This is a genomic window from Flagellimonas lutimaris (assembly GCF_003581615.1).
Taxonomy (GTDB): Bacteria; Bacteroidota; Bacteroidia; order Flavobacteriales; family Flavobacteriaceae; genus Flagellimonas; species Flagellimonas lutimaris.
Genome location: NZ_QXFH01000042.1, coordinates 1 through 239 on the forward strand (window position 1 = coordinate 1; position 239 = coordinate 239).

Here is a 239-nt window from a genome sequence, read left to right on the forward strand (position 1 = left end):
CCAGTGTTCTTGGATGGAGGCGTTCGCCGTGGAACGGATGTCTTCAAGGCATTGGCACTAGGAGCCGCCGGCATCTTTGTTGGGCGGCCGGTGGTGTTCTCGTTGGCGGTGGACGGAGAAGCAGGGATCCGGAAGATGCTGCAAATGTTGCGCGATGAGTTTGAGCTGACGATGGCATTGAGTGGATGCCGTTCACTGAGTGAGATCACGCGCAACCACATTCAGACGGAGTGGGACGC

At 58.2% G+C, this 239-nt stretch carries 1 protein-coding gene; it reads left to right on the forward strand.

Annotated features, from left to right (window positions below; all coding sequences use genetic code 11):
* A partial coding sequence (locus D2V08_RS18210; protein ID WP_182835454.1) for an alpha-hydroxy-acid oxidizing protein occupies positions 1 to 239 on the forward strand: 239 nt, incomplete at both ends.